This window comes from Mesorhizobium sp. B2-5-4 (genome assembly GCF_006441095.1).
GTDB classification, from domain to species: domain Bacteria; phylum Pseudomonadota; class Alphaproteobacteria; order Rhizobiales; family Rhizobiaceae; genus Mesorhizobium; species Mesorhizobium salmacidum.
On record NZ_VFUR01000003.1, the window covers coordinates 23,754 to 50,039 of the forward strand.

26 protein-coding genes and 1 riboswitch are annotated in these 26,286 nt (G+C 65.1%); of the genes, 13 read left to right on the forward strand and 13 right to left on the reverse strand.

Annotated elements, in window-relative coordinates:
- Positions 1–4: 4 nt before the first annotated feature.
- From nuoK to FJ492_RS04730, 12 genes are all read right to left on the reverse strand, one after another.
- Positions 5–313, reverse strand: a complete 309-nt coding sequence (nuoK, locus tag FJ492_RS04675) for an NADH-quinone oxidoreductase subunit NuoK (RefSeq protein ID WP_027145288.1) — start codon at positions 311–313, stop codon at positions 5–7.
- A 1-nt stretch (position 314) separates the two neighbouring features.
- Positions 315–935, reverse strand: a complete 621-nt coding sequence (locus FJ492_RS04680) for an NADH-quinone oxidoreductase subunit J (protein WP_027145289.1) — start codon at positions 933–935, stop codon at positions 315–317.
- Positions 936–1,059: 124 nt separating this feature from the next.
- Positions 1,060–1,551, reverse strand: a complete 492-nt coding sequence (nuoI, locus tag FJ492_RS04685; protein ID WP_027025978.1) for an NADH-quinone oxidoreductase subunit NuoI — start codon at positions 1,549–1,551, stop codon at positions 1,060–1,062.
- Positions 1,551–2,594 carry an NADH-quinone oxidoreductase subunit NuoH gene (nuoH, locus tag FJ492_RS04690; protein WP_023763315.1) on the reverse strand — a complete coding sequence of 348 codons (1,044 nt, stop codon included), beginning with the start codon at positions 2,592–2,594 and terminating at the stop codon, positions 1,551–1,553. The genes nuoI and nuoH overlap by 1 nt, the downstream gene beginning before the upstream one ends.
- A gap of 2 nt (positions 2,595–2,596) precedes the next feature.
- Positions 2,597–4,678, reverse strand: a complete 2,082-nt coding sequence (gene nuoG, locus FJ492_RS04695) for an NADH-quinone oxidoreductase subunit NuoG (RefSeq protein WP_140716009.1) — start codon at positions 4,676–4,678, stop codon at positions 2,597–2,599.
- A gap of 73 nt (positions 4,679–4,751) precedes the next feature.
- Positions 4,752–5,447, reverse strand: coding sequence for an NADH-ubiquinone dehydrogenase (locus FJ492_RS04700; protein ID WP_140768725.1), 696 nt, complete (start codon positions 5,445–5,447; stop codon positions 4,752–4,754).
- Positions 5,448–5,513: 66 nt separating this feature from the next.
- Complete coding sequence (nuoF, locus tag FJ492_RS04705; protein WP_015317342.1) at positions 5,514–6,818, reverse strand: NADH-quinone oxidoreductase subunit NuoF; 1,305 nt, start codon at positions 6,816–6,818, stop codon at positions 5,514–5,516.
- Between the two features lie 11 nt (positions 6,819–6,829).
- A complete protein-coding gene (locus FJ492_RS04710; protein ID WP_140502563.1) occupies positions 6,830–8,113 on the reverse strand; it encodes an NADH-quinone oxidoreductase subunit E in 1,284 nt (427 codons plus the stop codon).
- Entirely contained in the window at positions 8,114–9,304 is a 1,191-nt protein-coding gene (locus FJ492_RS04715) for an NADH-quinone oxidoreductase subunit D (protein ID WP_027145294.1), read from the reverse strand.
- Positions 9,305–9,907 (reverse strand): NADH-quinone oxidoreductase subunit C, encoded by a 603-nt coding sequence (locus FJ492_RS04720; protein WP_140502561.1) that lies wholly within the window; start codon positions 9,905–9,907, stop codon positions 9,305–9,307.
- Between the two features lie 4 nt (positions 9,908–9,911).
- Positions 9,912–10,493 (reverse strand): NADH-quinone oxidoreductase subunit B, encoded by a 582-nt coding sequence (locus FJ492_RS04725; protein ID WP_027145296.1) that lies wholly within the window; start codon positions 10,491–10,493, stop codon positions 9,912–9,914.
- A complete protein-coding gene (locus FJ492_RS04730; RefSeq protein ID WP_010910112.1) occupies positions 10,484–10,849 on the reverse strand; it encodes an NADH-quinone oxidoreductase subunit A in 366 nt (121 codons plus the stop codon). Before FJ492_RS04730 ends, FJ492_RS04725 begins: the two co-directional genes overlap by 10 nt.
- A gap of 335 nt (positions 10,850–11,184) precedes the next feature.
- On the opposite strand from FJ492_RS04730, the gene FJ492_RS04735 reads away from it, so the two are divergent.
- From FJ492_RS04735 to FJ492_RS04770, 8 genes are all read left to right on the forward strand, one after another.
- Positions 11,185–12,384 (forward strand): winged helix-turn-helix domain-containing protein, encoded by a 1,200-nt coding sequence (locus tag FJ492_RS04735; RefSeq protein WP_140768727.1) that lies wholly within the window; start codon positions 11,185–11,187, stop codon positions 12,382–12,384.
- Between the two features lie 29 nt (positions 12,385–12,413).
- Positions 12,414–12,621, forward strand: a riboswitch (cobalamin riboswitch).
- Positions 12,622–12,658: 37 nt separating this feature from the next.
- On the forward strand, positions 12,659–13,093 hold the full coding sequence (locus tag FJ492_RS04740) for a DUF1636 family protein (RefSeq protein ID WP_140768729.1): 435 nt from the start codon (positions 12,659–12,661) through the stop codon (positions 13,091–13,093).
- A complete protein-coding gene (cobW, locus tag FJ492_RS04745; RefSeq protein ID WP_140768731.1) occupies positions 13,090–14,127 on the forward strand; it encodes a cobalamin biosynthesis protein CobW in 1,038 nt (345 codons plus the stop codon). Before FJ492_RS04740 ends, cobW begins: the two co-directional genes overlap by 4 nt.
- An 18-nt stretch (positions 14,128–14,145) precedes the next feature.
- Positions 14,146–17,556, forward strand: a complete 3,411-nt coding sequence (gene cobN, locus FJ492_RS04750) for a cobaltochelatase subunit CobN (RefSeq protein ID WP_140768733.1) — start codon at positions 14,146–14,148, stop codon at positions 17,554–17,556.
- Positions 17,553–18,890 (forward strand): precorrin-3B synthase, encoded by a 1,338-nt coding sequence (gene cobG / locus FJ492_RS04755; RefSeq protein WP_140768735.1) that lies wholly within the window; start codon positions 17,553–17,555, stop codon positions 18,888–18,890. Before cobN ends, cobG begins: the two co-directional genes overlap by 4 nt.
- A gap of 2 nt (positions 18,891–18,892) precedes the next feature.
- The gene (locus tag FJ492_RS04760; protein WP_140715993.1) at positions 18,893–19,525 is read left to right on the forward strand and encodes a precorrin-8X methylmutase; all 633 of its coding nucleotides are present in this window, start codon (positions 18,893–18,895) and stop codon (positions 19,523–19,525) included.
- Positions 19,522–20,280, forward strand: a complete 759-nt coding sequence (locus FJ492_RS04765) for a precorrin-2 C(20)-methyltransferase (RefSeq protein ID WP_140747262.1) — start codon at positions 19,522–19,524, stop codon at positions 20,278–20,280. The genes FJ492_RS04760 and FJ492_RS04765 overlap by 4 nt, the downstream gene beginning before the upstream one ends.
- The gene (locus tag FJ492_RS04770) at positions 20,277–21,041 is read left to right on the forward strand and encodes a precorrin-3B C(17)-methyltransferase (RefSeq protein WP_140502550.1); all 765 of its coding nucleotides are present in this window, start codon (positions 20,277–20,279) and stop codon (positions 21,039–21,041) included. The genes FJ492_RS04765 and FJ492_RS04770 overlap by 4 nt, the downstream gene beginning before the upstream one ends.
- On the opposite strand, the gene FJ492_RS04775 is transcribed toward FJ492_RS04770, so the two are convergent.
- Entirely contained in the window at positions 21,005–21,772 is a 768-nt protein-coding gene (locus FJ492_RS04775; protein ID WP_140747269.1) for a cobalt-precorrin-6A reductase, read from the reverse strand. The genes FJ492_RS04770 and FJ492_RS04775 overlap by 37 nt on opposite strands.
- Before the next feature lies 1 nt (position 21,773).
- Between FJ492_RS04775 and cbiE the strand changes: the two genes are divergently transcribed.
- From cbiE to FJ492_RS04800, 5 genes are read left to right on the forward strand one after another with little or no spacing between them, the layout of a single operon-like run.
- A complete protein-coding gene (gene cbiE / locus FJ492_RS04780; protein WP_140768737.1) occupies positions 21,774–23,015 on the forward strand; it encodes a precorrin-6y C5,15-methyltransferase (decarboxylating) subunit CbiE in 1,242 nt (413 codons plus the stop codon).
- Entirely contained in the window at positions 23,012–23,398 is a 387-nt protein-coding gene (locus tag FJ492_RS04785) for a cobalamin biosynthesis protein (RefSeq protein ID WP_140768741.1), read from the forward strand. The genes cbiE and FJ492_RS04785 overlap by 4 nt, the downstream gene beginning before the upstream one ends.
- On the forward strand, positions 23,395–24,159 hold the full coding sequence (gene cobM, locus FJ492_RS04790) for a precorrin-4 C(11)-methyltransferase (protein WP_140768743.1): 765 nt from the start codon (positions 23,395–23,397) through the stop codon (positions 24,157–24,159). The genes FJ492_RS04785 and cobM overlap by 4 nt, the downstream gene beginning before the upstream one ends.
- The gene (gene cobA / locus FJ492_RS04795; protein ID WP_140768745.1) at positions 24,156–24,974 is read left to right on the forward strand and encodes a uroporphyrinogen-III C-methyltransferase; all 819 of its coding nucleotides are present in this window, start codon (positions 24,156–24,158) and stop codon (positions 24,972–24,974) included. Before cobM ends, cobA begins: the two co-directional genes overlap by 4 nt.
- Positions 24,971–26,284, forward strand: a complete 1,314-nt coding sequence (locus FJ492_RS04800) for a cobyrinate a,c-diamide synthase (protein WP_140768747.1) — start codon at positions 24,971–24,973, stop codon at positions 26,282–26,284. Before cobA ends, FJ492_RS04800 begins: the two co-directional genes overlap by 4 nt.
- The last annotated feature ends 2 nt before the right edge of the window (positions 26,285–26,286 follow it).

A 26,286-nucleotide genomic window follows, 5' to 3' on the forward strand; every position in this document is an offset into this window, starting at 1 on the left:
TCCGTCAACCCTTCATGGCGTTCACGTCTTCGACCGCGATCGAGCCACGGTTGCGGAAGAAGACGACGAGAATGGCAAGTCCGATTGCGGCCTCAGCCGCCGCGACCGTCAGCACGAACAGCGCGAACACCTGGCCGACCAGATCGCCGAGCGCCGCCGAAAAGGCGACGAAGTTGATATTGACGGCGAGCAGGATCAATTCGATCGACATCAGGATGACGATGATGTTGCGGCGGTTGAGGAAGATGCCGAACACGCCGAGCGTGAACAGGATCGCCGATACGGCCAGATAATGTGCGATGCCGACGACCATCTCAGACTCCTTCGCCCGACTTGACCTTGCGGATTTCCATGCCGGTCGCCGGCGTGCGGCCGACCTGGGCTGCGATCGACTGCCGCTTGACTCCTTCCTTGTGGCGTAGCGTCAGGACGATGGCGCCGATCATGGCGACCAGCAGGATGAGGCCCGAAATCTGGAAGTAGTAGAGGTAGTCGGTATAGAGGATGTCGCCGAGCGCTGCTGTATTCGAGCGCGCGGCGAGATCCGGAATGGGCTTTGCGACCGTCGAGGCGAGCTTCGGCGCGAAGGTGTAGCCGCCCAGCACGACGATCAGCTCCGCCGCCAGGATCAGCCCGACCATCGCACCGATCGGCGCGTATTGCAGGGCTCCTTCCTTCATCTCGGCGAAGTCGACGTCGAGCATCATGACGACGAACAGGAACAGCACCATGACGGCGCCGACATAGACGACAAGCAGGATCATCGCCAGGAACTCGGCGCCGGTCAGCATGAACAGGCCGGCCGCGTTGAAGAAGGTCAGGATCAGGAACAGCACCGAATGCACGGGGTTGCGCGACGAAATGACCATGAACGCCGACGCCACCGCGACAAAGGCGAAGAGGTAGAAAAAGGCCGCCTCTAGTCCACTCAGCATTGGGGATCCCCCGGGTTCCTGTCCGGACACGACGCTTGCGCCTATCCGATTTTCTGCCGCCGCCTCCGGCTGGCAAGTTGCTTGTCCTTAGACGAGGCCCCTCGCCCCGTCCATGCGTCAAATGTCAGCGATACGGCGCATCCAGCGAGATGTTGCGCGCCAGTTCGCGCTCCCACCGGTCGCCATTCGCCAGCAGCCTGTCCTTGTCGTAGTAGAGTTCCTCGCGCGTCTCCGTCGCGAATTCGAAATTCGGCCCCTCGACGATGGCGTCGACCGGGCAGGCTTCCTGGCAGAAGCCGCAATAAATGCACTTCACCATGTCGATGTCGTAACGCACCGTGCGGCGCGTGCCGTCATTGCGGCGCGGGCCGGCCTCGATGGTGATCGCCTGCGCCGGGCAGATCGCCTCGCACAGCTTGCAGGCGATGCAGCGTTCCTCGCCGTTGGGATAGCGGCGCAGCGCATGCTCGCCCCGGAAGCGCGGGCTGATCGGCCCCTTTTCGTGCGGATAGTTGATCGTCTCCTTCGGCGCGAAGAACTGGCGCATCGACAGGAAGAAGGCGCTGACGAAATCCTGCAGCAGCAGCGATTTTGCGGCTTGAGACAAAGCGGACATCACGCAAACCCCGTGATCTTGAGGAAGGCCGCCGTGGCGACGACCATGAACAGCGAGATCGGCAGGAACACTTTCCAGCCCAGCCGCATCAGCTGGTCGTAGCGGTAGCGCGGCACGAAGGCCTTCACCATCGAGATGCCGAAGAAGACGAAGCAAACCTTCAGCACGAACCAGATCACGCCGGGCACCCAGGTGAAAGGCGCGAAGTCGAAGGGCGGCAGCCAGCCGCCGAGGAACAGGATGGTGGCCAGCGCGCACATCAGCACGATGGCGACATATTCGCCGAGGAAGAACAGCAGGAACGGCGTCGACGAATATTCGACCATGTGGCCGGCGACCAGCTCCGATTCGGCTTCGACCAGATCGAAAGGCGGACGGTTCGTCTCGGCCAGCGCCGAGATGAAGAAGATGATGAACATCGGGAACAGCGCCAGCCAGTTCCAGTCGAGGAACGTGTTGGGCAGGCCAAGCCGCGTACCGAGCCCACCCTGCTGCGACAGCACGATATCGCTGAGGTTGAGCGAGCCGGCGGTGAGCAGCACGGTGACGATGACGAAGCCGATCGAGACTTCATAGGACACCATCTGGGCCGCCGACCGCAGCGCACCGAGGAACGGATATTTCGAGTTGGACGCCCAGCCGCCCATGATTACGCCATAGACCTCGAGCGACGAGATGGCGAAGACATAAAGGATGCCGACATTGACGTTGGCGATCGCCCAACCCTGGCTGACCGGAATGACCGCCCAGGCCGAGATCGCCAGCACGGCCGAGACCAGCGGCGCCAGCAGGAAGACGCCCTTATTGGCGCCTGACGGGATGACCGGCTCCTTGAAGACGAACTTCAACAAATCGGCGAAGGCCTGCAGCGTGCCCCAGGGGCCGACGACGTTCGGACCACGGCGAAGCTGCACGGCCGCCCAGATCTTGCGGTCGGCGTAAAGGATGTAGGCGACGAAGATCAGCAGCACGACGATCAGCACGACTGACTTCAGCAGGATCAGCAGCGCCGGCAGCACGTAGAAGGAGAAGAAGGTGTCCATGCTTATTCCGCCGCCTGCTTGAAGCCGCTCTTGGCCAGTGCCGAGCATTCCGCCATCACGGCCGATGCCCGCGCGATCGGATTGGTCAGATAGAAATCCTTGACCGGCGAGGTGAAGGTGCCCTTGTTCAGCCGTCCGCCTAGCTTCGCGACCCTGGCGATGTCCTCGGCATTACCAGCCGCGACCTGGTCGATGCGGGCGAGATGCGGGTATTCGCCATAAAGCTTGGCACGCAGTTGCGGCAGCGAATCGAACGGCAGTTTCTTGCCCAGCACGTCGGACAGTGCCCTGAGGATCGCCCAGTCCTCGCGCGCATCCCCCGGTGCGAAGCCGGCGCGGTTGGTCTGCTGCACGCGCCCTTCCGTGTTGACATAGGTGGCCGACTTTTCGGTATAGGCCGCCGCCGGCAGAATGACATTGGCGCGGTGTGCGCCGGCGTCGCCATGCGTGCCGACATAGACGACGAAGGCGCCGCCGGTCTTGCTCATGTCGATCTCGTCGGCACCGAGCAGGAACAGCACGTCCGTCTCACCCAGCATGCCGGCAACGGCCTTGCCGCCCTCGCCCGGTACGAAGCCGAGGTCGAGGCCGCCGACGCGCGCGGCTGCAGTGTGCAGCACGGCGAAGCCGTTCCAGTCGGCGCGGGCAGCATTGACGGCAGCGGCGAGCCTGGCCGCCTGGCCGAGCACGGCCGCGCCATCGGCGCGCGCCAGGGCGCCCTGGCCGACGATGATCAGCGGGTGTGTCGCCTTCTTCAGCGTCTGGAAGAACTTGCCGTTGCCATCCGCCAGATCCTTCAGCGAATCCGGCCCGGCACCCAGCTGTTCGTAGCCATAGCGCGTGTCGCCGACTTCGCCGATGACGCCGACCGGCAGATTGCCGAGGCGCCAGCGCTTTCGGATGCGGGCATTGAGCACCGAAGCCTCGAAGCGCGGATTGGCGCCGATGATCAGCACCGCGTCCGCCTGCTCGATGCCTTCGATGGTCGGGTTGAAGATATAGCTGGCGCGTCCGAGCGCCGGATCGAGCGCGGCGCCATCCTGGCGGCAATCGATGTTCTTCGAACCGAGCGAAGCCATCAAAAGCTTCAGCGCAAAGATTTCCTCGACCGCCGCGAGATCGCCCGCGATCGCGCCGATCTTCTCAGGCGTCGTCTTCGAAACCGCGTCCTTGATCGATGCGAACGCTTCGGCCCAGCTCGCCGGAACCAGCTTGCCGTCCTTGCGCACATAGGGGCGGTCGAGGCGCTGCGTGCGCAGGCCGTCCCAGATGAAGCGGGTCTTGTCGGAAATCCATTCCTCGTTCACGGCCTCGTTGACGCGCGGCAGGATGCGCATCACTTCGCGCCCGCGGCTATCGACGCGGATCGCCGAGCCGACGGCATCCATGACGTCGATGGATTCGGTCTTGGTCAGCTCCCACGGCCGCGCCTGGAAGGCGAAAGGCTTCGAGGTCAGCGCGCCGACCGGGCAGAGATCGATGACATTGCCCTGCAGTTCCGAGGTCATTGCCTGCTCGAGATAGGTAGTGATCTCGGCATCCTCGCCACGGCCGATGAGGCCAAGTTCGGAAATGCCGGCTACCTCGGTGGTGAAGCGGACGCAACGCGTGCAGTGGATGCAGCGGTTCATCACCGTCTTGACCAGCGGGCCGATATACTTGTCTTCCACCGCGCGCTTGTTCTCGTGGTAGCGCGAGGAATCGACGCCGAAGGCCATCGCCTGGTCCTGCAGGTCGCACTCGCCGCCCTGGTCGCAGATCGGGCAATCCAGCGGGTGGTTGATCAGCAGGAATTCCATCACGCCTTCCCGGGCCTTCTTGACCATGGGCGTGTTGGTGAAGATTTCCGGCGGCTCGCCGTTCGGACCGGGGCGCAGGTCGCGCACGCCCATGGCGCAGGAGGCCTGCGGCTTGGGCGGCCCGCCCTTCACCTCGATCAGGCACATGCGGCAATTGCCGGCGATCGACAGCCGCTCGTGGAAGCAGAAGCGCGGCACTTCCGCGCCCGCGTCCTCGGCCGCCTGCAGCAGCGTGTAATGGTCGGGTACAGTGATTTCTTTCCCGTCGACCTTGAGCTTTGCCATTTGTCTCAAACCCCTGCGGATTTCCCGCAATCTCATTTCCCGGACGCGACAGAACCAGCGCCCGATATTCCGTTTACTTCTTGGCGGCCAGCGCCGCGGCCTGGGCAGTCCAGCCGTCGCGGCCGATACGGCCGTTGAACGACAGATAATCGTCGACCCAGGCGATCTCCTGCGGCGACCATGCCGCGATCTGGGCGAACGTCCAGATACCGAGACCGTTCAGCACTTTTTCCAGCTTCGGACCGATGCCCGATATCGCCTTGAGGTCGGACGGCTTCGCGGGCTTCGCCATGGCCTTGGGCTGACGGAAATCCTCGGGCAGCAGCACATCGGCGGCCTCGCTTGTTGCCGGAGCGGCGCTTGCGGTCGGCGCGATGATGGCGGTTTCCCTGGCTGCGATATCGGTGACTTCCTGGGCGAACGACTGCGCCTCGGCAATCACGGTCTTCGCCGTCGCCCGCGCCCTGGTGGATGACGAGTTCGCGTCCTCGAATTGCTCGACGCGTGCTTCGAAATGCTCGATCAGCGGCTGCATGAGGCGCTGTGACGCCTCGGCGGCTCCCGAAAGCGCGCCCATCCAGACGCCGAACGCATGATTGGCGAGCCCCATGCCAAGCGCCGACATCGCCACCGCACCCGCCACAGGGTGCGCGAAAAGGTTGACGGCGTTGGCCATCTCCTTCGGCAGCATCCTGGTCAGGTCTTGGTTCATCTTCTCGATCTGGTCCAAATTGGGCATCAATGGGTAGGGTGTCGAATACGGCGCCATAGAGTTCTCCTGGTCGATTCTTCGTTCGTCCCGCCCCGTTTTCTTCCCGAGTTCAAAAGTTTCTTTTTATTCCGCCGCCACCATCACCGGTTCGGCCCGGTGCGCGTTGCGCGAAAATTCGTCGATACGCCGCTCCACCTCGCCGCGGAAATGCCGCATCAGGCCCTGGATCGGCCATGCCGCCGCATCGCCCAGCGCGCAGATCGTGTGGCCCTCGACCTGCTTGGTGACGTCGAGCAGCATGTCGATCTCGCGCTTCTGCGCCTCGCCGCGCACCAGCCGCTCCATCACCCGCCACATCCAGCCGGTACCCTCGCGGCACGGCGTGCACTGGCCGCAGCTTTCATGCTTGTAGAAGTAGGAAAGCCGCGCGATCGCCTTCACGACATCGGTCGACTTGTCCATGACGATGACGGCCGCCGTGCCGAGGCCGGATTTGAGATCGCGCAACGCGTCGAAATCCATCGGCGTGTCGATGATCTGCTCCGCCGGCACCAGCGGCACCGAGGCGCCGCCCGGAATGACCGCGAGCAGATTGTCCCAGCCGCCGCGGATGCCGCCGCAATGCGTCTCGATCAGTTCGCGGAACGGGATCGACATCGCTTCTTCGACGGTGCACGGATTGTTGACATGGCCGGAGACGCAGAACAGCTTGGTGCCGACATTGTTGGGCCGGCCGAAGGACGAGAACCACGCAGCCCCGCGGCGCAGGATGGTCGGCGCCACCGCGATCGATTCGACATTGTTGACCGTCGTCGGGCAACCATAAAGGCCGACATTGGCCGGGAATGGCGGCTTCAGCCGGGGCTGGCCCTTCTTGCCTTCGAGGCTTTCCAGCAGCGCCGTTTCCTCGCCGCAGATATAGGCGCCGGCGCCGTGATGCATATAGATTTCGAAATCATAGCCCGACGTATTGTTCTTGCCGATCAGCTTGGCCTCGTAGGCCTCCTCGATCGCTCGCTGCAGCGCCTCGCGCTCGCGGATGAATTCTCCGCGTACATAGATGTAGGCGGCAATCGCGCCCATGGCGAAGCCGGCCAGGAACGCGCCTTCGACCAGCGTGTGCGGGTCGTTGCGCAGGATATCGCGGTCCTTGCAGGTGCCGGGCTCGGATTCGTCGGCATTGATGACGAGATAGCTCGGCCGGCCGTCGCTCTGCTTGGGCATGAACGACCATTTCAGGCCGGTCGGAAAGCCGGCGCCGCCGCGTCCGCGCAAGCCCGACGCCTTCATCTCGTTGACGATCCACTCACGCCCCTTGGCGACGATGCCGGGCGTGTTGTCCCAGGCGCCGCGCGCCATGGCACCGGCCAGCGACTTGTCGAAGAGGCCGTAGATATTGGTGAAGATGCGGTCTTTGTCCTGAAGCATTTTTTCGTCCCTCAGACCGGCTTCTTGCCGAAGACGCGGATGTATTCGGCGACGCCGCCCTTCGCGAGCGCCTTGGCTTGGCGGACCCAGTCGTCGCGGTCGATGCGGCCCTGGAAGGAGAGATAGCCGTCGACCCACTCTCGTTCGGCCTTCTTCCACGACGCGACCTGCGCGAAGGTGAAGATGCCCAGCGTGTGCAGGATACCCTCGATCTTCGGACCGACCCCGGAGATCAGCTTGAGATCGTCGACCGCGGCCGGCCTGTCGATACCGGCCGGACGGTTCTTGTCCTCCAGCGATGGTTTTGCCGGCTTTGCGACTGGCACCTTGGCTTCCGGCGCCTTGAAGGCCGATGCCGGTTCGGCCCTGACCGTCGGTCCACTGCGCTGCTTGGAGACCTTCTCCACTTCCGGCGCCGCCTTGTTGGCATTGGCGGCCGAATGCAGCGGCGCAGAAACGCTCGCCGCCTTCTCCGTCGCCGGCGCCACCTTGGCCTTTGAAGGCGTCTTCAACACCGGGCTGGTCTCAGGCGCGTCGGTCTTCGGCTTGCTGGCATTGGACGGCGCGACAGGGGCACCAGCCGCCGGTGGCGGCACCGGCGCCGCGATGATCGCGCCGGGTGCTGCCTTGGCAGCCTTGGCTGCTTCCCGGGCCTCCCGATCGCGGGTCGACTTGAGGATAGCCTTTTCGCTCTTGAGCGTCGTCAAACCGGAGGCCGGCTCCGAGCCTGTACGGCCATTCTGCGGTCCGGGCGCCACCGAGGCCCCCTTGCCGGCATCGTAGAGATCGATGATTTCGGCCAGCCGTTCCGGCGTCAGATCCTCGAACGTGTCCTTGAACACCATGACCATCGGCGCGTTGACGCAGGCGCCGAGACACTCCACCTCCTCCCACGACAAGGTGCCCTTGTCGTTGGTATGGAACTGCTCGTGATGGATTTTCGAACGACACACATCCATCAGCGCTTCCGAGCCGCGCAGCATGCACGGCGTGGTGCCGCAAACCTGGATGTGCGCGCGTGTGCCGACGGGATTCAACTGATACTGCGTGTAGAAGGTCGCGACCTCGAGCCCGCGAATACGGGGCATGTCGAGCATGTCGGAGATGGTCTCGATCGCCGCCTTGGTGACCCAGCCTTCCTGCTCCTGCGCCAGCATCAAAAGCGGAATGATCGCCGACTGCTCGCGGCCCTTGGGGTATTTCTTGATCCATTGCTTGGCAGCCGCCGCATTCGCCCGGTTGAAGGCGAAGGAGGCTGGCTGGACGCTGGCTTCTGCGAGACGGCGGACTGACATTTAGCGATCGACCTCACCAAACACGATGTCGAGGGAGCCAAGAACGGCGGTGACGTCGGCCAGCAGGTGGCCGCGGCAGAGGAAATCCATGGCTTGCAGATGCGCGAAACCAGGTGCGCGCAGCTTGCAGCGGTAGGGCTTGTTGGTGCCGTCGGAGACCAGATAGACGCCGAACTCCCCCTTCGGCGCCTCCACCGCCGCATAGACCTCGCCGGCCGGCACGCGATAGCCTTCGGTGTAGAGCTTGAAGTGATGGATCAGCGCTTCCATCGAGCGCTTCATCGCCGCGCGCTTGGGCGGCACCACCTTGCCGTCGAGGTTCGACACCGGACCGGTGCTCTCCTTGCCGAGCAGCAGGTCGACGCATTGGCGCATGATCCGCGCCGACTGGCGCATTTCTTCCATGCGCAGGAGATAACGGTCGAAGCAGTCGCCGTTCTTGCCGATCGGGATGTCGAAATCCATTTCCGAATAGCATTCATAGGGCTGCGACTTGCGCAGGTCCCAAGGCGAACCCGAGCCGCGCACCATGACGCCCGAAAAGCCCCAGGCCCAGGCGTCGGCCAGCGAAACAATGCCGATATCGACATTACGCTGCTTGAAGATGCGGTTGCCGGTGAGCAACTTGTCGAGGTCATCGAGCGATTTCAGGAACGGGTCGATCCATTTGCCGATGTCCTCGACCAGTTGGCGCGGCAGGTCCTGGTGGACGCCGCCGGGACGGAAATAGGCCGCATGCATGCGCGAGCCGGAGGCCCGCTCATAAAACACCATCAGCTTTTCGCGCTCGACGAAACCCCACAGCGGCGGCGTCAGGGCGCCGACGTCCATCGCCTGCGTCGTCACATTGAGGATGTGCGACATGATGCGGCCGATTTCGCAATAGAGCACGCGGATCAGTTGGCCGCGCCTCGGCACCTCGATGCCGAGCAGGCGCTCGGCGGCGAGCGCGAAGGCATGCTCCTGGTTCATCGGGGCGCAATAGTCGAGCCGGTCGAGATAAGGCACCGCCTGCAGATAGGTCTTGGCCTCGATCAGCTTTTCCGTACCACGATGCAGCAGGCCGATATGCGGATCGACGCGATCGACGACTTCGCCGTCGAGTTCGAGCACCAACCTCAAAACACCATGCGCCGCAGGGTGTTGAGGGCCGAAATTGATGTTGAAATTGCGGACGGAGGTTTCGGCCATTTACTGCTTTGCCTTCTCATCCCCGGGCAGCACATAGTCGGTGCCTTCCCAAGGGGAAAGAAAATCGAAATTGCGGAATTCCTGCTTCAGTTCCACAGGCTCATAGATCACGCGCTTGGCCTCGTCGTCGTAGCGCACTTCGACGAAACCGGTCAGCGGGAAATCCTTGCGCAGCGGATGGCCTTCGAACCCGTAATCGGTCAGCAGGCGGCGCAGGTCCGGGTGGCCCGAGAACAGCACGCCATAGAGATCGTAGGTCTCGCGCTCGAACCAGTCGGCGCCTGGATAAACGCCGGTGATCGACGGCACCATCGTCTCTTCGTCGGCCTGCACCTTGACCCGGATGCGGACATTCTGTTTCGGCGACAGCAGATGGTAGACGACGTCGAAGCGCTTGGCCCGCGACGGATAGTCGGCGCCGCAGACATCGATGATCGAGATGAACTGGCAGCGCGCATCGTCGCGCAGGAAGGTCATCACTTCGACCAGGTCGCGCGGCTCGACATTGATGGAGAGCTCGCCATAGGCGAGCACCGCGTCATTGACGCGGCCGATCAGCTTTTCGCCGAGATAGGTCGACAGTTCGGTAAGGGATGCGGCCATGGATTTACCGTTCGATCGTGCCGGTGCGGCGGATTTTCTTCTGCAGCAGAAGAATGCCGTAGAGCAGGGCTTCGGCGCTCGGCGGGCAGCCGGGCACATAGATGTCGACCGGCACGACCCGGTCGCAGCCGCGCACCACCGAATAGGAATAGTGGTAGTAGCCGCCGCCATTGGCGCAGGAGCCCATCGAGATGACGTAGCGTGGCTCCGGCATCTGGTCGTAGACCTTGCGCAACGCCGGCGCCATCTTGTTGGTCAGCGTGCCAGCCACGATCATGATGTCGGACTGGCGCGGAGACGCGCGCGGCGCGACACCGAAGCGCTCCGAATCGTAGCGCGGCATCGAGGTGTGGATCATTTCGACCGCGCAGCACGCCAGACCGAAGGTCATGAACATCAGCGAACCGCTGCGCGCCCAGGTGATCAGCGCCTCGGTCGAGGTGACCAGAAAACCCTTGTCGGCAAGCTCGTTGTTGATTTCGAGGAAGAAGGGATCGTCCTCCCCCACCGGCTTGCCGGTGTTGGGATCAATGATACCCTTGGGCTTCGGCGCGACGAGGGTGCCTGAACTGTCGTTCAATCCCATTCCAGCGCTCCTTTTTTCCATTCATAGGCAAAGCCGATGGTCAGCACCGCCAAAAACACCATCATTGACCAGAAACCGAGCATGCCAATCTTCGAGAAGGACACCGCCCAGGGGAAGAGGAAGGCTACTTCCAGGTCGAAGATGATGAACAGGATCGACACCAGATAGAAGCGGATGTCGAATTTCATGCGGGCATCGTCGAACGAGTTGAATCCGCATTCATAGGCGGACAGCTTCTCGGGATCCGGGTTGCGGTAGGCTACCAGGAAGGGCGCAGCCAGCAGCGCCAGACCGACCACCAGCGCCACGCCGATAAACAGGACGATGGGCAGGTACGAACTGAGGAGTGCGTTCATGCAGCGGCTTTCCGTTGGCGCCAATCCACGTTGATTACAGCACCGGAGCTTAATGCGGAAGCGTGACAGTTTAACCGCTGAACCGTTTTAAGGAGCCTATGCTGCAACGCGGCGAGGGTTAGCGCAGCACTTCCAGCGAAGCAAGTCAAACCTTGTTCAAAACACCGAGCTGGACGGCAATCCGGGAGAAACTGGTCCCATACGCTCCTGTTTGATTTCCTTCGCCATTTACTCCACTTTTCTCTCCTGACAGGGTTGCCGCCAAAACCCTGCTAGCATGGGCTGGAATCACGCCTCGCAACGACGTTAGACAGGTCCATCAGAGACGCATCCGCATGAAGGAAAAGATCTCGCTTGCCGCCGCCCGGCGCATCGCGCTCGCCGCTCAAGGGTTTCTCGATCCCCGCCCCGCCGGTACGCCCGACCGCCGCCACTTCGCCCGCGTTCTGTCCCGCACCGGCCTGCTGCAGATCGATTCCGTCAGTGCGGTGGTTCGTGCCCATTACATGCCGCTCTATTCGCGTCTTGGCCCCTATCCCCTCGCTTTGCTCGACAACGCCGCCGTGACCCGCAAGCGCACGGTCTTCGAATACTGGGCGCATGAGGCCTCGTTCCTGCCGGTCGAGACCTACCCGCTGATGCGCTGGCGCATGCAGCGCGCCGAGCAAGGCGATGAAATGTATCTGGGGCTGGCCAAATGGGGCCGCGAGCACGCCGCCTACGTAGAAGAGATCTACCGCGAGGTCGTCCAGCGCGGCCCGGTCGCCGCTTCCGCGCTGGAGGGCCAGAAAGGCTCCGGCGGCTGGTGGGGCTGGAGCCACGCCAAGCATGCCTTCGAATGGCTGTTCTGGGCCGGGCGCATCACCACGGCGCACCGGCGCGGCTTCGAGCGCTTCTACGACCTGCCAGAGCGCGTGCTGCCGCAGGCGATTCTCGACCTGCCAGTACCGGCCGCCGAGGACGCGCATCGTGAATTGCTGCGCATCTCCGCCCGCGCCCACGGCATCGCGACATCAGGCGACCTGCGCGACTATTTTCGACTCTCCCCCGCCGACATGAAAGGCCGCCTGGAGGAACTGGTCGAACTCGGCGAGTTGCTGCCGGTCCGCGTCGAGGGCTGGGACAAGCCGGCTTACCTCTATAGGGACGCGCGATTGCCACGCAAGATCGAGGCCCGCGCCCTGCTGGCGCCGTTCGACCCCGTTGTCTTCGAGCGCTCGCGCTCAGAGCGGCTGTTCAATTTTCACTACCGGATCGAGATCTACACGCCGGCCGACAAGCGCCAATACGGCTATTATGTCCTGCCCTTCCTGCTCGGCGACAGGATCGTGGCGCGCGTCGACCTCAAGGCAGACCGGCCGGCAAGTGTCCTGCGTGCCCATGCTGCTTACGCCGAGCCCGGCGCACCGCCCGATACCGCCGCTCAGCTCTTCGAGGAATTGAAGCAGATGCAGGGCTGGCTTGGCCTCGAACGCATCGAAGTGACGCCTGCCGGCGACCTGGGCCCGGCGCTGTCCGACATCGCAGTGTCGTAAGCTCGCGTTGACACCGCTGCCCGCAAGAGCCTAAATCGGATCCAGACGGTCTCCTCTCGGCAAAGGGAGGAGCCAAGAGGGAATGCGGTGCGGGATTGAAAATCCCAAATCCGCGGCTGTCCCCGCAACTGTGAGCGAAGAGCCAAGGCCGAAAGCCACTGGGATTGTCCCGGGAAGGCGGCTACCCAAGGCGATGACCCGCGAGCCAGGAGACCTGCCGTCTGGAATGCAAGTATCCGATCGCCCGGCGGGTTTTCCGGGCAAGGAGCCTGATTTGGATCGCGACAGCAGTTTTTCGGCTGAAACAATGGACATTTCGTCCGGCGAGGATGATTCCCTGGCCGGCATCACTGTCATCGTCTGCGCCTCCTGTCGCGACGAGAGCGGCTCCGACGCCCGTCCCCGGGCCGGCGAACTTTTGGCCGAAGATACGCGCCGAGCCGCCTCGGGCGACAACATCCGCATCCGCACCGTCGAATGCCTCGGCAATTGCAAACGTCGACTGAGCGCCGCGATCCTGCGTGACGGCTGCTGGAGCTATGTATTCGGCGATCTGACCAGGACCAGCGGCGCCGATCTCGTCACTGGCGCGAAACTCTTCGCCACCTCCAGCGACGGCCTCATTCCCTGGCGGGGCCGGCCCGATAGCCTCAAGCGCGGCCTCGTGGCCCGCATCCCTCCCCTCGACATGCTGAAAGACTTGATATGACCGCATCCGTTTCCCGCGTTCCCTGCACCGTCGTCACCGGCTTCCTCGGCGCCGGCAAGACGACCCTGGTCCGCCATCTCCTGGAAAACGCCGGCGGCAAGCGTATCGCGATCATTGTCAACGAATTCGGTGACATCGGCATCGACGGCGAAATCCTGAAAGGCTGTGGCATCGACACCTGCCCAGAGGAAAACATCGTCGAGTTGGCCAATGGCTGCATCTGCTGCACCGTCGCCGACGATTTCGTGCCGGCGCTCGACCAGATCCTGTCGCTGACGCCGAAGGTCGACCATATCCTGATCGAAACCTCGGGCCTCGCTTTGCCCAAGCCGCTGGTCCAGGCTTTCCAGTGGCCGACAGTGAAGAGCCGGGTGACCGTCGACGGCGTCATCGCCGTGGTCGACGGTCCCGCACTTGCCGAAGGCCGCGTCGCCAACGACATGGACGCCCTGCAGGCGCAGCGCGCCGGGGATGAAAGCCTCGACCATGATGATCCTGTCGAGGAGGTGTTCGAGGATCAGATCGCCTGCGCCGACCTGATCATCCTGTCGAAGAGCGACCTGATGGACGCCGAGGGCTCAGCCCGCGCCCATGCCATCATTGGCGAACACTCCGCCCGCGCAGTGAAGATCGTGCCGACGTCTTATGGCAAGGTCGATCCCTCCGTACTGCTCGGGCTCGGTCTCGCCGTCGAGGACGACATCGAGAACCGAAAATCCCATCATGACGGCGCGTTCGACCACGAGCATGACGACTTCGACACGTTCATCGTCGACATCCCCTCGATCGCCAATCCCGACGACCTGGCAAAACGCGTCGCCGCCGCCGCCGAACAGGAAAACGTGCTGCGGGTGAAAGGCTTCGTCGAGGTCGGTGGCAAGCCGATGCGGCTCCTGCTGCAGGCCGTCGGCCAGCGCGTCAATCATTACTACGACCGGGCCTGGACCGCCGGGGACGACCGCCGCTCGCGCCTCGTCGTCATCGGCCTCAAGGGGCTGAACCGTCCGGCGATCGAACGTATCCTCGCCGGCTGATTTCAGGCACGGGCCGCGATGCACATCCTCACCACGACCTCCGCCTCGCTCGACGACCTCGCCGAGCCTGTCGATCTCCGGCAGGCGCCGGCGGATATCGTGGCCTTGTCCTTCACCGACAGCGATCTCGCCGGACTGGCGGCGGCATGGAAGGCCGACGCCGATCGCCTGCCGTCGATGCGGCTCGCCGCACTGCGCGACCTGCGCCATCCCATGTCCGTCGATCTCTGGATCGACAGCGTCGCCCGCCATGCCAAGGTCATCATGGTGCGCATCCTCGGCGGCTACGACTGGTGGCGCTATGGCTGCGACCAGCTCGCGGCAATCGCCCGCGAGCGCGACATAAGACTGGCACTGCTTCCGGGTGAAAGCCATGACGAGGATCTCAGGCTGATCGAAGCCTCGACGCTGCCGCGCGCCGAACTCGACGGCCTGCTCGGCTATTTCCGCGAGGGCGGCCCGGCCAATATGAGCGCCCTGGTGCACAGGCTGGCAGGCCTGGCTGGACAAGATATGCCCGTCGCCAGTCCGGTCAGCGTGCCGAAAGCTGGTTACTATCAATCTGGATTGGGGGTCGCAGAACAGCCGGACCTTTCAAATGCCAGCACTCCCATCATCCCGATTCTCTTCTACCGATCGATGCTGCTTGCAGCCGATGTCGCCCCGATCGATGCGCTGGCCGAGACTTTACACTCCCAGGGACTGGCACCGGTCCCGATCTTCGTTTCCAGTCTCAAGGATCCGGTGTCCCTGGCGTTCGTCGAAAATACCATCGCATCGCTGAAACCCGCCGCCATCATCACCGCGACCGCTTTCGCTTCTGGCGCCGAGCCCGGCGTGGAAACCCTGTTCGACCGCGCCGGCGTGCCTGTCTTCCAGGTCATCGTCGCCACCACGCGCCGCGACGTGTGGGAAAACAATCAGCGCGGACTGGCGCCCGCCGACCTTGCCATGCATGTCGTGCTGCCCGAACTCGACGGCCGCATCCTTGCCGGTGCCATCTCTTTCAAGGGCGAGAGCGATGTCGACCCGGCGCTGGGCCACCGCGCCTTGGCCAACCGGCCGGAACTGGATCGTGTTGAGCAAGTGGCTAGCCGCGTAGCGGCCTTCATCCGTTTGCAGCAGACTCCGCGCGCCGAACGCAAGCTGGCAATCCTCATTCCCGATTATCCCAGTGCTCCCGGCCGCACCGGCTATGCGGTCGGGCTGGATGTGCCGTCCAGCGTCATCGCCATGCTGCGGGACTTGAGCGAACAGGGCTATGCCGTTGACGCGATACCGCAAACGCCGCGTGAATTGCTGGATTTGCTGGAGCGCGGCGACGGTGGGCTGAGGCTGGACGACTATCACTCCTTTTCGACGGAGTTGCTGGCAACGGCAATTGCTGCGGTAGAGGCTGCTTGGGGCAGAGCGGAAGATGAGACAGGTCTTCGCGAGGCGCCCCCCTCTGTCCTGCCAGAGGGGGGCGCCTCGCGAAGACCTTCGCTATCAGGCAAAAAACACTTCGCCTTCCGCGCCGCGCATTTCGGCAACATCACCGTCGCACTCGCCCCTGACCGTGGCCGTTCCGCGGACCGCCGCGCCGACTACCACGATCCGACGCTGCCTCCGCGCCACGCTTTGATCGCGTTCGGCCTGTGGCTGCGCGAATCGCTCGGCGTCCACGCTCTCATCCATGTCGGCGCCCACGGCACGCTGGAATGGCTGCCCGGCAAGACCGTCGCGCTTTCGCAAGCCTGCTTCCCCGAGATCGTCACCGGCCCCCTGCCCGTCATCTATCCCTTCATCGTCTCCAACCCCGGCGAAGCGGCACAGGCCAAACGGCGCATTGCCGCGGTCACGCTTGGTCATCTGCCGCCGCCGCTGACAGGCGCCGGACTGGACGAGGACCAGCACAAGCTCGAACGGCTGGTCGACGAATATGCCCAGGCCGACGGCCTCGACCGCCGTCGTCGTGACCGGCTGGCGAAACAGATTGTCGAAACCGCGCAAAAGACCGGCCTCGCTTCCGAAGCCGGCGTCGCCGAGACCGACGCGCCCGACGAAGCACTGCGCCGCATCGATGCCTGGCTCTGCGATCTCAAGGATTTTGCCATCAAGGACGGTCTGCATATCTATGGTCGCGCCCCAGACGACGAGCCCGATCCCATGCGCCGGCAAAGCGCGGAAGCCGAGAAGGCCGCGCTGCTCGCCGCGCTCGATGGCCGTCACGTCAAGGCGGGCCCGGCCGGAGCGTCCGCGCGCGGGCGCTCCGATGTCTTGCCCACCGGCCGCAACCTGTTCACGTCGGACCCGCGCACCATGCCGACCCCGACCGCCTATGATCTCGGCAAGGCGGCGGCGGAAGAAGTGGTGCGCGCCTACATGCAATCGCATGGCGATTGGCCGCGCTCCCTGGTGACAGACCTCTGGGGCTCGGCCTCGCTGCGCACCGGCGGTGAGGAGATCGCGCAGGGCCTTGCGTTGATGGGCTGCCGGCCGCAATGGGATACCGCGACCGGCCGCATCAACGGCATCGAGGTGTTGCCGCCGGCGACGCTCGGCCGCCCGCGCGTCGACGTCACCTGGCGCATATCAGGCCTGTTCCGCGACATGTTCCCGACCCAGATCGCACTGATCGACGCCGCCGCCAACGCCGTTGCAGCGCGCGACGAGGACGAATCAGAAAACCCGCTCGCCGCCAGGACCCGCGCCGACGGCAAGGTCAGCCCGCGCATCTTCGGCACCTCGCCCGGCACTTACGGCGCCGGCATCGAAGAGATTTTGTCCAGCGGCGACTGGGCGGCGCGCGAAGAAATCGGCCGCGCCTATCTCGACGCCACCTCGCATGCCTATGGCGGCGCCGGCGGCGAAGGGGTCTCGGCACCCGGAGCGTTTGAAGGCCGCATCGCCGAAGCCGATCTTCTGGTCCACACCGGCGACGACCCCGGCCGCGACATTCTCGAAGGTTCCGCCGACGTCGCCTTCATCGGCGGCTTTTCGGCCGCCTTGGCCACACTCGGCAGGAACGCCGACGTCATCGTGCTCGACACCACGGACCCGCAGAAGCCGAAACCGCGATCGGTTGGCGAAGCGGTGTCGCGCGTGGTGCGTGCCCGTGCCGTCAACGCCCGCTTCATATCAGGGCAGATCCGCCACGGTCCGCGCGGCGCCTCCGAATTCGCCGAGACGGTCGACCGGCTGGTCGGCTTCGCCGAGGCCACCCATGCCATTTCAGGCGCGTTGATCGAGGCCGTGCATGATGCCTATCTCGGTGACGCCGAGGTTCGCGCCTTCATCCTGCGCGAAAATCCCGCCGCCGCCAAAGTCATCGCCGAGCGCTTCCTGTCGGCACGCCGGCGCGGCCTCTGGCATCCCTTGCGCAATTCCATCGACGACGATCTCGCCGCGCTGATTGCCGAGGCCAACGCGCTCGGGGTCGCGGCATGAACGCCTTCTTGCGCCGTGGCGCCTGCCCTGCTTTGTCGGCGCCGATGCAGACAGGTGACGGCCTGCTGGTGCGGCTCAACCCGGTCTCCGGAGGCCTATCGCCGAGGCTCTTGATCGAGCTGGCCGAAGCCGCCTTGCGGCACGGCAACGGCATCATGGAAGTAACGGCGCGCGGCAGCATGCAGATACGCGGCCTGACAATGGAAAGCGCTGCGTTGCTGGCAGCGGAGGTCGATGCGCTGGGCATCGCGGTGCGCACCGGCGTCCCGGTCGAGACCGGCCCGCTGGCCGGCATTGACCCGCGGGAGATCGCCGATCCGAGGCCGATGGCTGAGTGCATTCGGATGGGCATTGAAGAAGCCGGGCTGGCAATAAGGTTGGGGCCGAAGGTTGCGGTGGTCGTTGACGGCGGTGGGCAACTGACGCTGGATGCGGTGACGGCGGATGTGCGGCTCGCTGCAACGCGGACCGATGTGGGGATCCAGTGGCGGGTGTCCGTCGCGGGTGATGGGCAGACCGCCAAGCCACTCGCTGTGGCGGATGAGGATGCGGCGCGCGACATTGCTGTCGCGGCGTTGCGGATGGTTGCCGAGAAAGGCCGCGAGGCGCACACGCGGGATTTGTCGAGGCGGCAATTGGAGTCTCTTGCAGGCTGGCACTCTATGGCGCCCCCCTCTGTCCTGCCGGAGGGGGGCGCCGTAGAGCGCTTTCATTCGCCCATTGGCTATTTCAGCCTGGGTAAAGGCCACGCCCTCGGCATCGGCCTAGCCTACGGCAGCATGCCGGCGGACAAAATCATCGGCCTCGCGCAAAAAGCTCTCGCCCTCGGCGCAACCGAAATCCGCCTCGTCCCAGGCCGCGCCCTGCTGTTCCTGGGCCAGCCGGCGGACGCCAAACAATCCCTTCATGACACCGCCGCCACCCTTGGCTTCGTCACCTCCCCCGCCGACCCGCGCACGCGCATCGCGGCCTGCCCGGGCACGCCGGCCTGCGCGTCCGGCCGGATCGCGACCCGCGACATCGCCGAGGCGATTGCCGCCGAGAACGCGGACATCCTCGACTTTACCCTGCACGTTTCCGGCTGCGCCAAGGGCTGCGCACATCCCGGCCCAGCAGCACTAACAATTGTCGGCGGTGAAAATGGAGCCGGACTTGTCGTGAACGCGACGGCAAAGGCCCTTCCTGCCGGCTACAGGCCGGGCTATGACGCCGCGCGCGGCATCAGCCGCGTCGCGGCGATGATCCGCAGCGCACGATTTCAAGGTGAAACCGCCGCCGCTTGCCTGACAAGGCTAGGACCGGCCGGCATCGCTGAGACCTACAAACAGGAATGAGCATGGCCGCCTACGACTATATCCACGACGGCACCGCGATTTACGAGCGCTCCTTCGCCATTATTCGCGCCGAGGCTGATCTGTCGCGCTTCTCCGAAGCCGAGGCCGATGTCGCCATCCGCATGATCCATGCCTGCGGCCAGGTCGAGGCAGCAAGTCGTTTCGTTTTCTCCCCCGATTTCGTCACCGCCGCCCGCACCGCTCTGGCCGCCGGCGCGCCGATCTTCTGCGACGCGGAAATGGTCTCGCATGGCGTCACCCGTGCCCGGCTGCCGGCCGGCAATGAGGTGATCTGCACCTTGCGCGACCCGCGCACGCACGACATCGCCAGGGAGATCGGCAACACCCGCTCGGCCGCCGCGATCGACCTTTGGGGCGAGCGTATGGCCGGTTCGGTCGTCGCCATCGGCAATGCGCCGACCGCACTCTTCTACCTGCTGGAAAAGCTGCGCGATGGCGCGCCCAAGCCGGCCGCCATTATCGGCATGCCGGTCGGTTTTGTCGGTGCTGCCGAATCCAAGGATGCCCTGGCCGAAAATTCCTATGGCGTACCGTACGCCACCGTGCGCGGCAGGCTTGGCGGCAGCGCGATGACCGCCGCAGCACTCAATTCACTGGCGAGGCCGGGCCTGTGAACGCGCTCCCCAAAGGCCGTCTCGTCGGCGTCGGCACCGGTCCCGGCGACCCCGAATTGCTGACGCTGAAGGCCGCACGGACCTTGGCCGAAGCCGATGTCGTGGCTTATTTCGCCAAACGCGGCAACAACAGCAATGCGCGCGCCATCGTCGAGGCGCGCTTCCGGCCCGACATGCTGGAACTGCCGCTGCTCTATCCCGTGACCACCGAGATCGACAAGGATCACGACGATTACCGCTCGCAGATATCAGGTTTCTACGAGGAGTCGGCCGACAGGGTCGCCGAGCACCTCGACGCCGGCAAGATGGTTGCCGTGCTCTCCGAAGGCGACCCGCTGTTCTACGGCTCCTACATGCACCTGCATGTGCGCCTTGCACATCGCTACCCGACCGAGGTCATTCCCGGCATCACCGCCATGTCCGGCTGCTGGTCGCAGACCGGCGTGCCGATCGTCCAGGGCGACGACGTGCTGACCGTGCTGCCTGGCACGATGAGCGAATTCGACCTGACGCGCCGCCTCGCCGACACCGACGCTGCCGTCATCATGAAGGTCGGCCGCAACCTGCCCAAGATCAAGCGCGCGCTGGAGGCGACCGGCAAACTGACGCGTGCCGTCTACGTCGAGCGCGGCACCATGGCCGGCAGCGTCTCGATGAAGCTTGCCGACAAACCGGACGACAAGGCGCCCTATTTCGCCATCGTGCTGGTTGCTGGCTGGTCCGGTCGACCCGGCGTGGCTGGAGCGCAGGCATGAGCGGCCGTCTCACCGTCATCGGCCTCGGGCCCGGCAATGCCGACCAGGTCACGCCGCAAGCCAGCCGCGCTATCGCGGAGGCAAAATTCTTCTATGGCTACAAGCCCTATCTCGACCGGCTCGACCTGCGCCCGGACCAGACCCGCGTCGCTTCCGACAACCGTGAGGAACTCGCCCGCTCCAAGGAGGCCCTGACCAAGGCAGCCGAGGGCCACGACGTCGCCGTGGTATCCGGTGGCGATCCCGGCGTCTTCGCCATGGCCGCGGCGGTCTGTGAGGCGATCGAGGCCGGTCCGGCCGAATGGCGTGCGGTCGATGTGATCATCGTGCCTGGCGTCACCGCCATGCTGGCGGTCGCCGCCCGCATCGGCGCGCCGCTCGGCCACGACTTCTGCGCCATTTCGCTATCCGACAATCTGAAGCCTTGGGATCTAATCGAGCTGCGTCTGCTGGCGGCGGCCGGCGCCGGCTTCGTCATCGCGCTCTACAACCCGATCAGCAAGGCGCGTCCCTGGCAACTTGGCCGCGCCTTCGAATGCCTGACCGCCATCCTGCCCGGCACGACGCCGGTGATCTTCGGCCGCGCCGCCGGCCGCCCGGACGAGCGCATCGAGGTCTATCTGCTGGCCGATGTCGACGCAGAAAAGGCCGACATGGCGACCTGTATCATCATCGGCTCGCCGGAGACCCGGATCATCAAGCGCGGCGACAAGCCGGCGCTGGTCTACACGCCGCGCTCGGCATCGGGCTCCACAAAATGAGGCACCATCGCGGCCAGCGCTTCTACGGTTTCAGCCGAAGGCACGTCCGGCAGATCGGGCCTGCGCACCATGACCACCTCGAGGCCGAGCGTTCGCGCCGCGGCAATCTTCCCGTGTGTCGCCGCGCCACCGCTGTTCTTCGATACCACGACATCGATCCGATGCTCTTCGAGCAGCACGCGCTCGTCGGTCTCGCCAAACGGTCCGCGCGCCAACAGGTACGCGGCATCGGCAACCGCCAGCTTCGGCTCGACCGGATCGACGCTGCGGATGAGATAATGGTGCTGGGGCGCTGCCTCGAAGGCGGCGACCTCCTGGCGGCCCAGCGCCAGAAACACACGGCGCGGCACATCGCCAAGCGCCCGCGCGGCCTCGGCAACGCTGTTGACCTCAAGCCAGCGGTCGCCTTGGCCGGCCTCCCACCCCGGGCGCCGCAGGGCGAGGATCGGCACGCCGGTCTTGCGCGCGGCCATCGCTGCATTGGCGGAGATTCGCGCCGCGTAGGGGTGCGTGGCGTCGATCAGCAGACCAGTGCCTGTCTCGCTGAGATAAGCAGCCAGACCATCGACGCCGCCGAATCCTCCGCTTCGCACGGGCACACCCTGCGCGACCGGGCTTTGCGTGCGGCCGGCCAAGGAAAGCGTGACCGAGCAATCGGCGCGCGCCGCCAGTTCTCCGGCCAGTTGCCGGGCTCCGGTGGTACCGCCAAGGATCAGAATGCGGTGGGTCATCATGCCTGCTAAGGGTCCGAGCGGCGCCAAGCTCAACTCGAGATGGCTCACCATCGTCGGCATCGGCGAGGACGGTTTAGCGGGTCTCGGCGACGAGGCCAAGCGGCGGATCGCCGAGGCGGAGTTCATCTTCGGTGGCAAGCGGCACCTGGCGCTCGTCGCTTCCTTCGCCAGGGGCAAGCAGCGACCCTGGCCGGTTCCGTTCGATGCCGGAATGGCCGAGGTCTTGGCGCTTGCCGGCGGAAACGTCTGCGTGCTCGCCTCCGGCGACCCGTTCTTCCACGGGGTCGGCGCTACCCTCGCCCGCAAGGTCAACCCGCGCGAGATGTATGTCATCCCAGCGCCGTCAGCCCTTTCGCTGGCAGCCGCCCGTCTTGGCTGGGCGCTGCAGGACATCGAGATCATCTCACTGCACAGCCACCCGATCGACCTGATTCGCCCGCTGCTGCAGCCCAACGCACGCATCCTGGCGCTGACATCGGATGGCGATGCACCTGCTGCAATTGGGCGCCTGCTTACCGAACTAGACTTCGGCACTTCGCGGTTGACGGTCTTGGAAGCGTTAGGCGGGCCGAAGGAGACGTTGCGTTCGGTTCGTGCCGACGCCTTCAACCTCGAAAACATCAATCCACTCAACGTGCTGGCCATCGAAATTGATTCGAACCCGCAAGCGCGCGTGCTGTCGCTCACATCAGGCCTTGCCGATCATCTGTTCGAGCATGACGGCCAGATCACCAAACGCGAAATCCGCGCCGTAACCCTGTCGGCGCTGGCGCCGAGGCGCGGCGAATTGCTGTGGGATATCGGCGCCGGTTCAGGCTCGATTGGCATCGAATGGATGCTCGCCCACCCTTCGATGCGCGCCATCGCCATCGAGGCCGATCCGGCCCGCGCCGCCCGCATCGGCCACAACGCCGTTGCCTGCGGCGTTCCCGGCCTCGTCATTGTGGAAGGCAGCGCGCCCAAGGCACTGGCCAGGCTAGAGACGCCCGATGCCGTCTTCATCGGTGGCGGTGGCAGCGACGCCGGCGTCTTGACCGCCGCCACCAAGGCCTTGCGCGCCGGCGGCCGTCTTGTCGCCAACGCGGTGACGCTGGAAATGGAAGCCCTGCTTCTCGCCCAGCACACAAAGCGCGGCGGCGATCTCACCCGCATTGGCATCTCCCGCGCTTCGCCGGTCGGCTCCATGCAGGCATGGCGGCCGGCCATGCCTGTCACGCAATGGAGCTGGGTGAAGCCATGATGGTCGCGGGCATCGGCAGCCGAAAGGGCGTCACCGTCGAGGACGTGCTCGCGGCGATAGAAACCGCGCTCGAAGCGCATGGCCTGGCGATGTCGGCTCTTTCGGCACTGGCCACCGCGGCGCTCAAGAAGGACGAAGACGCGATCGCTGCCGCTGGTCGCAAGCTGAACCTTCCCGTCATCATCGTCGATAACGCAGCCCTTCAGGCCGCCTCGCCGCGGACGCTCAGCAACTCCAGTCTCTCGCGGGACTTGGCCGGCACCCCATCGGTCTCGGAAGCCTCCGCCCTTGCCGTCGCCGGCCAAGGCGCCAGCCTGCTTGGTCCGCGCACTGTGCTCGGCGCGGTCACCTGCGCCATCGCCATCAGCGGAGACGCGCCATGACCGTCCATTTCATCGGCGCCGGCCCAGGTGCGGCCGACCTCATCACGCTGCGTGGCGCAAGGCTCCTGGCGAGTTGCCCGGTCTGCCTCCATGCCGGGTCGATCGTCGCGCCGGAATTGCTGCAGCATTGCGCGCCGGGAACAAAATTGATCGACACCGCGCCGATGTCGCTGGACGAGATCGAGGCTGAATATGTGGCGGCCCACAAGGCCGGCCATGACGTTGCCCGCCTGCACTCCGGCGACCTGTCGGTGTGGAGCGCTGTCGCCGAGCAGATCCGCCGGCTGGAAAAGCATGGCATCCCCTACACGATGACCCCGGGCGTCCCGTCCTTCGCCGCCGCCGCCGCAGCACTTCGCCGCGAGCTGACCATTCCCGAAGTCGCGCAAAGCCTGGTGCTGACCCGCGTTTCCGGACGTGCGTCGAAAATGCCGCCCGGCGAAACGCTGGCCGCCTTCGGCCGCACCGGCGCCACGCTGGCCATTCATCTTGCCATCCACGCCATCGATCGCGTCGTCGCCGAACTGACGCCGCATTATGGCGGCGATTGCCCGGTCGCGATCGTCTTCCGCGCGTCCTGGCCGGATGAGCGGGTGCTCACCGGCACGCTGGAGACCATCGAGGCAAAGCTCGCCGCCGATCCGATGGAGCGTACGGCGCTCATCTTCGTCGGCCGCTCGCTGGCGGCGGAAGGCTTTGGCGAGAGTTCATTATACGACGCCCATTATCAGCGGCGTTTTCGCGGACGGGACGGATTGTGAGCGGCAGCACCAGCAACAAAGGCGGAAACGCCACGCTCGAAGGGGCGCTCGCGCGCCTGAACTTCAAGCCTCGTCCGCTTGAGCCGGGCCATGTCTGGCTGGCCGGCGCCGGTCCCGGCGATCCCGGCTGCCTGACCCTGGAAGTGCTGGCGGCGCTGGCCGAAGCGGATGCGCTGGTCTACGATGCGCTGGTTTCGCCTGATGTCGTCGCTGTTGCCGCAAGTGCCGAGCTTTTCTTTGCCGGCAAGCGCGGCGGCCAGCCCTCGATGAAGCAGGACGACATCACCGCCCTGCTGGTACGGCTGGCGCGTGAAGGCCGCCGCGTCGTCAGACTGAAGGGCGGCGATCCCTATATTTTCGGCCGCGGCGGCGAAGAGGCGCTGGCGCTGGCGCGCCAAAACATCCCGTTCCGTGTGCTGCCGGGCCTGACATCGGGCCTCAGCGCGCTGGCGGCCACGGGCATCCCGGCCACCATGCGCGGCATAAACAAGGCTGTCATCCTGGCGACGGGGCATGCCGCCGGCACCGATGACGACATCGACTGGGCGGCGATCGCCCGCACCGGCCAGCCTGTGGTCGTCTATATGGGCATGGCCAATCTGCCACTGATAGCAGCCGCCTTGCTCGACGGCGGACTGGCGCCGTCGACGCCGGCGGCCGTGATTGTCGCCGCGACGACACCGCAGGAGCGAACCGTCGTGGCCACGCTCGCCACCATTGCCGAGGAAGCGGCGGCTGCCGGGCTCGCCTCACCGGCACTGATCGTCGTCGGCGGCATCGTCGCGATGCGCGCGGCATTGGCAGCGCAAGCATGACGGCGCGCGCGATCATCATCGGCGCGCCGCGCTCCGGCTCGGGCAAGACCAGCGTCACCATCGGCATTCTGCGCGCGCTCACCCGGCGCGGCCTGAAGGTGCGCGGCGCCAAATCCGGCCCGGACTATATCGACCCCGGCTTCCACACCGCCGCCACCGGCCTGTCCGGCATCAACCTCGACAGCTGGGCGATGTCACCGTCGCTGCTCAATGCGCTCGCGGCACAGGCAGCCGACGATACCGACTTCGTCATCCTCGAAAGCGCCATGGGCCTGTTCGACGGTATTCCGGCCTCGCCGGGGCGCACCGGTTCGGCCGCCGATCTTGCCCGGCTTTACGGCCTGCCGGTGCTGCTGGTGCTCGACGTGTCGGGCCAGTCGACCACGGCGGCGGCCGTCGCCAAGGGTTTTGCCATTTACGATCCGGATGTGCGCATGGCGGGTGTCGTGCTCAACCGGCTGGGCAGCGAGCGTCACCGGCGGCTGTCCGGCGACGCCATCGAGGCGATCGGCCTGCCAGTCGTCGGCGCCATCTTGCGCGATCCCACGTTGAACCTGCCCGAACGCCATCTCGGCCTCGTCCAGGCCGGCGAATATGACGATCTGATGGCGCATCTCGACCGGCTCGCCGACATGGCGGAGAAGTCGCTCGACCTCGACGCGGTCATGGCGCTGGCAACACCCCTCGCCCCGGCAGTTGGCGACTTCACCGACGCGCTGCGGCCGCCCGGCCAGCGCATCGCACTGGCCGAGGATGCCGCCTTCAGCTTCCTCTACCCGCATGTCGCCGCCTGTTGGCGCAAGGCAGGCTCGGAAATTGTCCCGTTCTCGCCGCTCGCCGACGAAGCGCCGGACGAGGATTGCGATGTCTGCTGGCTGCCCGGCGGCTATCCAGAGCTTCACGCCGGCAAGCTGGCCGCCGGCACGAATTTCCATGTGGGAATGGCGCGTTTCGCCGAGAAGAGGCCGATCCATGGTGAGTGCGGTGGCTTCATGGTGCTTGGTGAAGCGCTGGAGGATGCATCAGGCGAAACGCATCGCATGCTCGGCCTGCTCGGCCATTCCACCAGCTTCGCCAGGCGCAAGATGAATCTCGGCTACCGTGAGGCACGGCTGCGCGCCGACTGTCCGCTGGGGCCGCAAGGCGCAGTGATCCGAGGTCACGAATTCCACTATGCGCAGATGACGGCCACCGGCAATGATGAGCCGCTGGCCGACCTCGCCGACGGCCAGCGCAATCCGCTCGGCGCTTCCGGCTACCGGCGTGGCCATGTCAGTGGCACCTTCTTCCACGCCATTGCACGGGCCTAGAC

What these genes read in the sequence shown, in the direction of transcription:
- nuoK (WP_027145288.1), bottom strand. Translation starts at nt 313, where the DNA reads ATGGTCGTCGGCATCGCACATTATCTGGCCGTATCGGCGATCCTGTTC.
- FJ492_RS04680 (WP_027145289.1), bottom strand. Translation starts at nt 935, where the DNA reads ATGCTGAGTGGACTAGAGGCGGCCTTTTTCTACCTCTTCGCCTTTGTC.
- nuoI (WP_027025978.1), bottom strand. Translation starts at nt 1,551, where the DNA reads ATGTCCGCTTTGTCTCAAGCCGCAAAATCGCTGCTGCTGCAGGATTTC.
- nuoH (WP_023763315.1), bottom strand. Translation starts at nt 2,594, where the DNA reads ATGGACACCTTCTTCTCCTTCTACGTGCTGCCGGCGCTGCTGATCCTG.
- nuoG (WP_140716009.1), bottom strand. Translation starts at nt 4,678, where the DNA reads ATGGCAAAGCTCAAGGTCGACGGGAAAGAAATCACTGTACCCGACCAT.
- FJ492_RS04700 (WP_140768725.1), bottom strand. Translation starts at nt 5,447, where the DNA reads ATGGCGCCGTATTCGACACCCTACCCATTGATGCCCAATTTGGACCAG.
- nuoF (WP_015317342.1), bottom strand. Translation starts at nt 6,818, where the DNA reads ATGCTTCAGGACAAAGACCGCATCTTCACCAATATCTACGGCCTCTTC.
- FJ492_RS04710 (WP_140502563.1), bottom strand. Translation starts at nt 8,113, where the DNA reads ATGTCAGTCCGCCGTCTCGCAGAAGCCAGCGTCCAGCCAGCCTCCTTC.
- FJ492_RS04715 (WP_027145294.1), bottom strand. Translation starts at nt 9,304, where the DNA reads ATGGCCGAAACCTCCGTCCGCAATTTCAACATCAATTTCGGCCCTCAA.
- FJ492_RS04720 (WP_140502561.1), bottom strand. Translation starts at nt 9,907, where the DNA reads ATGGCCGCATCCCTTACCGAACTGTCGACCTATCTCGGCGAAAAGCTG.
- FJ492_RS04725 (WP_027145296.1), bottom strand. Translation starts at nt 10,493, where the DNA reads ATGGGATTGAACGACAGTTCAGGCACCCTCGTCGCGCCGAAGCCCAAG.
- FJ492_RS04730 (WP_010910112.1), bottom strand. Translation starts at nt 10,849, where the DNA reads ATGAACGCACTCCTCAGTTCGTACCTGCCCATCGTCCTGTTTATCGGC.
- FJ492_RS04735 (WP_140768727.1), top strand. Translation starts at nt 11,185, where the DNA reads ATGAAGGAAAAGATCTCGCTTGCCGCCGCCCGGCGCATCGCGCTCGCC.
- cobW (WP_140768731.1), top strand. Translation starts at nt 13,090, where the DNA reads ATGACCGCATCCGTTTCCCGCGTTCCCTGCACCGTCGTCACCGGCTTC.
- cobN (WP_140768733.1), top strand. Translation starts at nt 14,146, where the DNA reads ATGCACATCCTCACCACGACCTCCGCCTCGCTCGACGACCTCGCCGAG.
- cobG (WP_140768735.1), top strand. Translation starts at nt 17,553, where the DNA reads ATGAACGCCTTCTTGCGCCGTGGCGCCTGCCCTGCTTTGTCGGCGCCG.
- FJ492_RS04760 (WP_140715993.1), top strand. Translation starts at nt 18,893, where the DNA reads ATGGCCGCCTACGACTATATCCACGACGGCACCGCGATTTACGAGCGC.
- FJ492_RS04770 (WP_140502550.1), top strand. Translation starts at nt 20,277, where the DNA reads ATGAGCGGCCGTCTCACCGTCATCGGCCTCGGGCCCGGCAATGCCGAC.
- FJ492_RS04775 (WP_140747269.1), bottom strand. Translation starts at nt 21,772, where the DNA reads ATGACCCACCGCATTCTGATCCTTGGCGGTACCACCGGAGCCCGGCAA.
- cbiE (WP_140768737.1), top strand. Translation starts at nt 21,774, where the DNA reads ATGCCTGCTAAGGGTCCGAGCGGCGCCAAGCTCAACTCGAGATGGCTC.
- FJ492_RS04785 (WP_140768741.1), top strand. Translation starts at nt 23,012, where the DNA reads ATGATGGTCGCGGGCATCGGCAGCCGAAAGGGCGTCACCGTCGAGGAC.
- cobM (WP_140768743.1), top strand. Translation starts at nt 23,395, where the DNA reads ATGACCGTCCATTTCATCGGCGCCGGCCCAGGTGCGGCCGACCTCATC.
- FJ492_RS04800 (WP_140768747.1), top strand. Translation starts at nt 24,971, where the DNA reads ATGACGGCGCGCGCGATCATCATCGGCGCGCCGCGCTCCGGCTCGGGC.